This window comes from Pseudomonas sp. UBA6699, from assembly GCF_002454615.1.
In the GTDB taxonomy this organism is placed as follows: Bacteria; Pseudomonadota; Gammaproteobacteria; order Pseudomonadales; family Pseudomonadaceae; genus Aquipseudomonas; species Aquipseudomonas juntendi.
Map to the genome: position 1 here is coordinate 24,274 of NZ_DKJF01000130.1, position 8,420 is coordinate 32,693.

The following is an 8,420-nucleotide window of genomic DNA, read 5'->3' on the forward strand; positions in this document are numbered from 1 at the left end:
CCGGTAAACAAGTTGGGGCTTTCTTACAAGTTTGAAAGGCATGCCGGATAAAAGTTCGGGCAACAAGCTGGCGAGGGGGGAATGAAAAACGGCCCCGCCGAAAGGCGAGGCCGTTGCCTGGGGACTTCTACGGTGGGTACCTGACCAGTCTCTCCAAAGAAGCCACATGTGGCAGGAGAAAGGTATAAGCAAAAGTGTCAGCGGTCAATTGCGATTATCGGCCGTTTGTTCGATAATCGCACGAACCGGCGTTTTTTTTGAGGTGTGCGATGAGTGACGAAACGGTGGACAACGCTTCTGCCAGCCCAGAGGCGGCACGGCCTGTGTTGGCGGCCATGGCGCCGCCGATCGTGGCCTCGCCGGCCAAGCGCATCCAGGCTTTCACCGGCGACCCGGACTTCATGACATCCCTGGCCCGTGGCCTGGCGGTGATCCAGGCTTTCCAGGAGCGCAAGCGCCACCTCACCATCGCCCAGATCAGCCACCGTACCGAAATACCCCGGGCCGCCGTGCGCCGTTGCCTGCACACGCTGATCAAGCTGGGCTATGCCACCACGGATGGGCGCACCTACTCGCTGCTACCCAAAGTGCTGACCCTGGGGCATGCCTACCTGTCATCCACGCCATTGGCGATTTCGGCCCAGCCGTACCTGGACCGCATCAGCGACCAGCTGCACGAGGCGGCCAACATGGCCACCCTCGAAGGTGACGACATCCTTTATATAGCCCGTTCGGCCACGGTCGAGCGCCTGATTTCGGTCGATTTGTCGGTGGGCGGGCGCCTGCCCGCCTATTGCACGTCGATGGGGCGCATTCTGCTGGCGGCGCTGGATGACACCAGCCTGCGCGAATACCTGGAGCGGGCCGACCTCAAGGCGCGCACCAGCCGTACCTTGCATGATGCCGAATCGTTGTTCGCCTGTATTCAGCAGGTCCGCGCCCAAGGCTGGTGTGTGGTGGACCAGGAACTGGAGCAGGGGCTGCGCTCGATTGCCGTGCCGGTGTACGACGCTTCCGGGCAGGTGCTGGCAGCCTTGAACGTAAGTACCCACGTCGGGCGGGTCACGCGCAGCGAACTGGAGCAGCGCTTCTTGCCGATACTGCTGGCTGCCAGCCGGGACCTGTGCCACCAGCTGTTTGGTTGAGCGCGCAAGGGAGGGGGGCGCAGCAACCTGCGGGGCCGGCGCCAGCGGTTTTTTGAACAGGCAAAACGGTTTCCTGTGCGATAAACGCACAGTGTCGTTCGCGGCGAATTGCTTCACCTGCGCCCGCTGATTAATGTCTCTCGCAACGGTCGGCTGTGCCGACCGAACAAGAAAAACATGAGGCACATACCATGCATACTGTCCCTAGGCTGCTGCGCTCGCACCCGCATGCAGTTTCGTTGTATCCAGGCTAACCCAGGCCATTTTCCCTAGCGTTGCCCACCTGTACCGGCTAGCCGAGTGCAAAGGACTGGCTGTGCCCCTTATTCTGGATAACAACAATGAACCAAGCGCAAACCAACGTCGGCGCGAGCCTCGACGTCCAGTCGTTCATCAATCAGCAACCGTTGTCCCGCTATCAGTGGCGGGTCGTGCTGCTGTGCTTTCTGATCGTCTTCCTCGATGGCCTGGACACGGCCGCCATGGGCTTCATCGCCCCGGCCCTGTCGCAGGAATGGGGCATTGACCGTGCCAGCCTGGGCCCGGTGATGAGTGCCGCGTTGATCGGCATGGTCTTCGGCGCCCTGGGCTCGGGGCCGCTGGCCGACCGCTTTGGCCGCAAGGGCGTGCTGGTGGGTGCTGTACTGGTATTCGGTGGCTTCAGCCTGGCCTCGGCCTATGCCTCCAACGTCGACCAGCTGCTGGTGCTGCGCTTCCTGACCGGCCTTGGCCTGGGGGCGGGTATGCCCAACGCCACCACGCTGCTGTCGGAGTACACCCCAGAGCGGCTCAAGTCGCTGCTGGTCACCAGCATGTTCTGCGGCTTCAACCTGGGTATGGCCGGCGGTGGCTTCATTTCCGCGAAAATGATCCCGGCCTATGGCTGGCACAGCCTGCTGGTAGTCGGTGGCGTGCTGCCGTTGCTGCTGGCCGTGGTGCTGATGGTCTGGCTGCCGGAGTCGGCGCGCTTCCTGGTGGTGCGTAACCGTGGCACTGACAGGGTGCGCAAGACCTTGTCGCCGATCGCCCCGCAGGTGGTGGCCGAGGCGGCCAGCTTCAGCGTGCCGGAACAGAAGGCCGTGGCCGCCCGCAACGTGTTCTCGGTGATTTTCTCTGGCACCTACGGCCTGGGTACCGTACTGCTGTGGCTGACTTATTTCATGGGCCTGGTGATCGTCTATCTGCTGACCAGCTGGCTGCCGACCCTGATGCGTGACAGTGGCGCGAGCATGGAGCAGGCGGCCTTTATCGGTGCCTTGTTCCAGTTCGGTGGCGTGCTGAGTGCGGTCGGTGTGGGTTGGGCCATGGACCGCTTCAACCCGCACAAGGTGATCGGCGCTTTCTACCTGCTGGCCGGGGTCTTCGCCTACGCCGTAGGGCAGAGCCTGGGCAATATCACCTTGCTGGCGACGCTGGTGCTGGTGGCTGGTATGTGCGTGAACGGCGCCCAGTCGGCCATGCCGTCGCTGGCAGCGCGCTTCTACCCGACCCAAGGCCGGGCGACCGGGGTATCGTGGATGCTGGGCATCGGCCGCTTCGGCGCGATTCTCGGGGCCTGGAGCGGCGCGACCCTGTTGGGCCTGGGCTGGAGCTTCGAGCAGGTGCTCACGGCGCTGCTGGTGCCGGCGGCGCTGGCTACCGTTGGGGTGGTGGTGAAAGGGCTGGTGAGCCACGCCGACGCCACCTGATAGCGAGGCCGCCCTTGCCGGCCAGGCGCTGTACGATGGTGGGTAGTAAGGCAACAAATAGTTCGATAATCGCACGAATAATCGATTATCGGATTGTAAGCTACCCACCGGCCTCCTTAATCTGAGCTTACTGAAGCACCCTGACCAGGAGCCTCCAATGCCACGTGCAGACCACCACCGAACCCACCGAAATCAAGCTGCCACCCCGCGTGACCTTGATGCCCGTACCGCCGCGGCCCATGGCCAGCCGGCAGGAGAAGCCTGATGCGAGACGTATTCATCTGTGACGCCATCCGTACCCCGATTGGCCGCTTTGGCGGCGCCCTGGCCGGTGTGCGTGCCGACGACCTGGCCGCCGTGCCACTGAAGGCGCTGATCGAGCGCAACCCCGGTGTGCAATGGGACCAGGTTGACGAGGTGTTTTTCGGGTGCGCTAACCAGGCAGGTGAAGACAACCGCAACGTGGCGCGCATGGCGCTGCTGCTGGCCGGCCTGCCCGAAAGCATTCCGGGCGTTACCCTTAACCGCCTGTGTGCTTCGGGCATGGATGCCATTGGCACTGCTTTCCGCGCCATTGCCAGCGGGGAAATGGAGCTGGCCATCGCCGGGGGTGTGGAATCGATGTCGCGCGCCCCGTTCGTCATGGGCAAGGCCGAAAGCGGCTATTCGCGCAACATGAAGCTGGAAGACACGACCATCGGCTGGCGTTTCATCAACCCGCTGATGAAGAGCCAGTACGGCGTGGACTCCATGCCGGAAACCGCCGACAACGTGGCCGACGATTATCAGGTATCGCGCGCCGACCAGGATGCTTTCGCCTTGCGCAGCCAGCAAAAGGCCGCTGCAGCGCAGGCAGCCGGCTTTTTTGCCGAGGAAATCGTGCCGGTGCGCATCGCCCACAAGAAGGGTGAAGTGATCGTCGAGTGTGATGAACACCTGCGCCCGGAGACCACCCTGGAAGCGTTGACCAAGCTCAAGCCGGTCAACGGCCCGGACAAGACCGTCACCGCCGGCAACGCTTCGGGCGTCAACGATGGTGCGGCAGCACTGATCCTGGCCTCGGCTGAAGCGGTGAAGAAGCATGGCCTTACCCCGCGTGCCCGCGTTCTGGGCATGGCCAGCGGTGGCGTTGCGCCACGGGTGATGGGCATTGGCCCGGTCCCGGCAGTGCGTAAGCTGACCGAGCGCCTGGGTGTGGCGGTGAATGATTTCGATGTGATCGAGCTCAATGAAGCGTTCGCCAGCCAAGGCCTGGCAGTGCTGCGTGCGCTGGGCGTGGCCGATGATGCGCCGCAGGTGAACCCCAATGGCGGCGCGATCGCGCTGGGCCACCCGCTGGGCATGAGCGGTGCTCGCCTGGTGCTGACGGCGCTGCATCAACTGGAGAAAAGCGGTGGCCGTAAAGGCCTGGCGACCATGTGCGTGGGCGTCGGCCAAGGCTTGGCGCTGGCCATCGAACGGGTTTGACCTGTCCTGGCCCCTTCGTGGGGCAAGCCGGGTGTTACAGCATGGTCGTTGCCCACTGCACAACGGCAAACTGTGGCAGCAGGCTTGCCCCGCGAAGGGGCCGGCACCTTCGACTCAAGGCCAAGTGCCAGCCTCAAGGCGGAACGAGGTGTTACCAGGTATGTCTAGAATAACCTGGGACCCTTCAGGAGTAATCTCACCATGACCTCAACCTATTACACCGGTGAAGAGCGCAGCAAGCGCATCTTCGCTATCGTTGGTGCCTCTTCGGGCAACCTGGTGGAATGGTTCGACTTTTACGTCTATGCCTTCTGTGCGATCTACTTCGCCCCGGCGTTCTTCCCCTCGGACGACCCCACGGTGCAGTTGCTGAACACCGCGGGGGTATTCGCCGCAGGCTTCTTGATGCGCCCGATTGGTGGCTGGATCTTCGGCCGCCTCGCTGACCGCCATGGCCGCAAGAACTCGCTGATGATCTCGGTGCTGATGATGTGCTTCGGCTCGCTGATGATCGCCTGCCTGCCCACCTATGCCAGCATTGGCACCTGGGCCCCGGCGCTGCTGTTGCTGGCGCGCCTGATCCAGGGCCTGTCGGTGGGTGGCGAGTACGGCACCACCGCCACGTACATGAGTGAGGTGGCCCTGCGCGGCCAGCGCGGCTTCTTTGCCTCGTTCCAGTACGTGACGCTGATCGGCGGCCAGCTTTTGGCCGTGCTGGTGGTAGTGATCCTGCAGCAGCTGCTGACCGAGGATGAGCTGCGTGCCTGGGGCTGGCGCATTCCGTTCGTGGTCGGGGCCATTGCTGCACTGATCTCGTTGATGCTGCGCCGCTCGCTGCACGAAACCAGCAGCGCCGAAACCCGTCAGGACAAGGATGCCGGCACCATCAAAGGCTTGTTCAGCAACCACGCTGCAGCCTTCATCACCGTGCTGGGCTACACCGCAGGTGGGTCGCTGATTTTCTACACCTTCACCACCTACATGCAGAAGTACCTGGTGAATACCGCTGGCATGACGGCGAAGAACGCCAGTTATGTGATGACGGCTGCGCTGTTCCTGTTCATGGTGCTGCAGCCGTTCTTCGGCATGCTGTCCGACAGGATTGGCCGACGCAATTCCATGCTGCTGTTCGGCGCGTTGGGAACGCTGTTCACCGTGCCGCTGCTGATGGCGTTGAAAACCGTGACCAGCCCGTTCATGGCCTTCGTGCTGATCAGCCTGGCACTGTGCATCGTCAGTTTCTATACCTCGATCAGCGGCCTGGTGAAGGCCGAAATGTTCCCGCCGCAAGTTCGCGCGCTGGGTGTAGGCCTGGCTTACGCGGTGGCCAACGCGGCATTCGGCGGTTCGGCCGAGTACGTGGCCCTGGGGCTGAAGACCATGGGGATGGAGAATACGTTCTACTGGTACGTGACGGCGATGATGGCGATAGCCTTCCTGTTCAGCCTGCGCCTGCCGAAGCAGGCCGAGTACCTGCACCATGATCATTAAGGAAGCTGCATGAGCAACCAACTGTTCGATGCCTACTTCACCGCGCCGGCCATGCGCGAGGTTTTTTCCGACCGTGGCCGCCTGCAGGGCATGCTGGATTTCGAGGCCGCGCTCGCCCGCGCCGAGGCTTCGGTCGGCTTGGTTCCGCACAGCGCCGTGGCCGCCATCGAGGCGGCCTGCCAGGCCGAGCGCTATGACGTAGGCGCCCTGGCCAATGCCATCGCCAGCGCTGGCAACTCGGCAATCCCGCTGGTGAAGGCGTTGGGCAAGGTGATCGCCACCGGCGTGCCCGAAGCCGAGCGTTATGTGCACCTGGGCGCTACCAGCCAGGATGCGATGGACACCGGCTTGGTATTGCAGTTGCGCGCTGCCCTCGACTTGCTGGAAAGCGACCTTGGCCAGCTTGCCGAAACCTTGGCGCAGCAGGCCTTGAGGCACGCCGACACCCCCATGGTGGGGCGCACGTGGCTGCAACATGCCACGCCGGTGACCTTGGGGATGAAGCTGGCCGGGGTGCTTGGCGCCGTGACCCGCCATCGCCAGCGCTTGCAGGCGTTGCGCCCGCGCTTGCTGGTGCTGCAGTTCGGCGGCGCCTCGGGCAGCCTGGCGGCCTTGGGCAGCAAGGCGCTGCCGGTGGCCGAGGCGCTGGCCGAGCAACTGCGGCTGGCCCTGCCGGAACAGCCTTGGCACACCCAGCGCGACCGCTTGGTGGAGTTTGCCTCGGTGCTGGGCATGATCGCCGGCAGCCTGGGCAAGTTTGGCCGCGATGCCAGCTTGCTGATGCAAACCGAGGCTGGCGAAGTGTTCGAGCCTTCCGCGCCGGGCAAGGGCGGCTCTTCGACCATGCCCCACAAGCGTAACCCGGTGGGGGCCGCCGTTCTGATCGGGGCCGCCACCCGGGTGCCGGGCCTGGTTTCGACGATGTTCAGCGCCATGCCCCAGGAACACGAGCGCAGCCTGGGGTTGTGGCATGCCGAATGGGAAACCCTGCCAGAAATCTGCTGCCTGGTCTCCGGTGCGTTGCGCCAGGCCCAGGTGATTGCCGAGGGGATGGAGGTGGATGCCGAGCGCATGCGCCGCAACCTCGACCTGACCCAGGGCCTGGTGCTGGCCGAGGCGGTGAGCATTGTGCTGGCACAGCGCCTGGGCCGTGACCGCGCCCACCACCTGCTGGAGCAATGCTGCCAGCGCGCTGTGGCCGAGCATCGTCACCTGCGTGCCGTGCTGGGTGAGGAGCCGCAGGTCAGCGCCGAGCTGTCCGCCGAGGAACTCGATCGCTTGCTCGACCCGGCCCATTACCTGGGCCAGGCCCGCGTCTGGGTGGCGCGCGCCGTGTCCGAACATCAACGTTTCACTGCCTGAAGGAGACCGCTGTGGCGCATTTGCAACTGGCCGATGGCGTTTTGAATTACCAACTCGATGGCCCGGCAGACGCCCCGGTGCTGGTCCTGTCCAACTCGCTGGGTACCGACCTGGGCATGTGGGACGCCCAGATGCCGCTGTGGGCCCAGCAATTCCGGGTGCTGCGCTACGACACCCGTGGCCACGGTGCATCGCTGGTCACCGAAGGCCCTTATTCCATCGAGCAACTGGGCCGCGATGTGCTGGCGCTGCTCGATGGCCTGGACATTGCCAAGGCGCACTTTGTCGGCTTGTCGATGGGTGGCCTGATTGGCCAGTGGCTGGGCATCAATGCCGGTGAGCGCTTGCGTAGCCTGACCTTGTGCAACACCGCCGCCAAAATCGCCAATGACGAGGTGTGGAACACCCGTATCGACACCGTGCTCAAGGGCGGCCAGCAGGCCATGGTCGACCTGCGCGACGCGTCCATTGCCCGCTGGTTCACCCCAGCCTTTGCCCAGGCACAAGCCGCAGAGGCCCAGCGTATCTGCCAGATGCTGGCGCAGACCTGCCCCCAGGGTTATGCCGGCAACTGCGCGGCGGTGCGTGATGCCGACTTCCGTGAGCAACTCGGTCGCATCCAGGTGCCGACGTTGATCGTGGCAGGGACAGAAGATGTGGTAACCACCCCGGCGCACGGCCAGTTCATGCAAACCGGTATTGCCGGTGCCGAATATGTCGAGTTCCCGGCAGCGCACCTGTCCAACGTCGAGATTGGCGAGGCGTTCAGCCGCCGCGTGCTTGCCTTCCTGTTGGCTCACTGAGGACCCTGCCATGGACGAGAAACAACGCTACGACGCCGGCATGCAAGTACGCCGCGCGGTACTGGGCGATGCCCATGTGGACCGCAGCCTGGAAAAGCTCAACGACTTCAATGGCGAGTTCCAGGAAATGATTACCCGCCATGCGTGGGGTGACATCTGGACCCGCCCCGGTCTGCCACGTCACACCCGCAGCCTGATCACCATTGCCATGCTGATCGGCATGAACCGTAACGACGAACTGAAGCTGCACCTGCGCGCAGCGGCCAACAACGGCGTGACCCGCGACGAGATCAAGGAAGTGCTGATGCAGAGCGCGATCTACTGCGGCATTCCATCGGCCAACGCCACCTTCCACCTGGCGGAGTCGGTATGGGACGAGCTAGGGGTAGAGTCGCGTAGCTGACCCTCACGCGGCCCCGCCTGTAGGAGCGGCCTTGTGTCGCGATGGGCTGCGCAGCAGCCCC

At 63.9% G+C, this 8,420-nt stretch carries 7 protein-coding genes; all 7 read left to right on the forward strand.

Features of this window, described 5'->3' with window-relative positions; all coding sequences use genetic code 11:
* The first annotated feature begins 269 nt into the window (after positions 1–269).
* The 7 genes from pcaR to pcaC all read left to right on the forward strand — a co-directional run bounded on the left by pcaR (position 270) and on the right by pcaC (position 8,359).
* A complete protein-coding gene (gene pcaR / locus B3361_RS23885) occupies positions 270–1,145 on the forward strand; it encodes a pca regulon transcriptional regulator PcaR (protein WP_009685624.1) in 876 nt (291 codons plus the stop codon).
* Between the two features lie 341 nt (positions 1,146–1,486).
* Positions 1,487–2,833, forward strand: a complete 1,347-nt coding sequence (locus tag B3361_RS23890; RefSeq protein ID WP_054905772.1) for an MFS transporter — start codon at positions 1,487–1,489, stop codon at positions 2,831–2,833.
* Between the two features lie 261 nt (positions 2,834–3,094).
* Positions 3,095–4,300, forward strand: a complete 1,206-nt coding sequence (gene pcaF, locus B3361_RS23895) for a 3-oxoadipyl-CoA thiolase (protein ID WP_177331342.1) — start codon at positions 3,095–3,097, stop codon at positions 4,298–4,300.
* A 201-nt stretch (positions 4,301–4,501) separates the two neighbouring features.
* Positions 4,502–5,791, forward strand: a complete 1,290-nt coding sequence (locus tag B3361_RS23900; protein WP_009685621.1) for an MFS family transporter — start codon at positions 4,502–4,504, stop codon at positions 5,789–5,791.
* Positions 5,792–5,800: 9 nt separating this feature from the next.
* Positions 5,801–7,153, forward strand: coding sequence for a 3-carboxy-cis,cis-muconate cycloisomerase (locus B3361_RS23905; protein WP_054906000.1), 1,353 nt, complete (start codon positions 5,801–5,803; stop codon positions 7,151–7,153).
* An 11-nt stretch (positions 7,154–7,164) separates the two neighbouring features.
* Entirely contained in the window at positions 7,165–7,956 is a 792-nt protein-coding gene (pcaD, locus tag B3361_RS23910) for a 3-oxoadipate enol-lactonase (protein ID WP_054906001.1), read from the forward strand.
* Between the two features lie 10 nt (positions 7,957–7,966).
* Complete coding sequence (gene pcaC, locus B3361_RS23915; protein ID WP_054906002.1) at positions 7,967–8,359, forward strand: 4-carboxymuconolactone decarboxylase; 393 nt, start codon at positions 7,967–7,969, stop codon at positions 8,357–8,359.
* Positions 8,360–8,420: the final 61 nt, after the last annotated feature.

What these genes read in the sequence shown, in the direction of transcription:
- pcaR (WP_009685624.1), top strand. Translation starts at nt 270, where the DNA reads ATGAGTGACGAAACGGTGGACAACGCTTCTGCCAGCCCAGAGGCGGCA.
- B3361_RS23905 (WP_054906000.1), top strand. Translation starts at nt 5,801, where the DNA reads ATGAGCAACCAACTGTTCGATGCCTACTTCACCGCGCCGGCCATGCGC.
- B3361_RS23890 (WP_054905772.1), top strand. Translation starts at nt 1,487, where the DNA reads ATGAACCAAGCGCAAACCAACGTCGGCGCGAGCCTCGACGTCCAGTCG.
- B3361_RS23900 (WP_009685621.1), top strand. Translation starts at nt 4,502, where the DNA reads ATGACCTCAACCTATTACACCGGTGAAGAGCGCAGCAAGCGCATCTTC.
- pcaC (WP_054906002.1), top strand. Translation starts at nt 7,967, where the DNA reads ATGGACGAGAAACAACGCTACGACGCCGGCATGCAAGTACGCCGCGCG.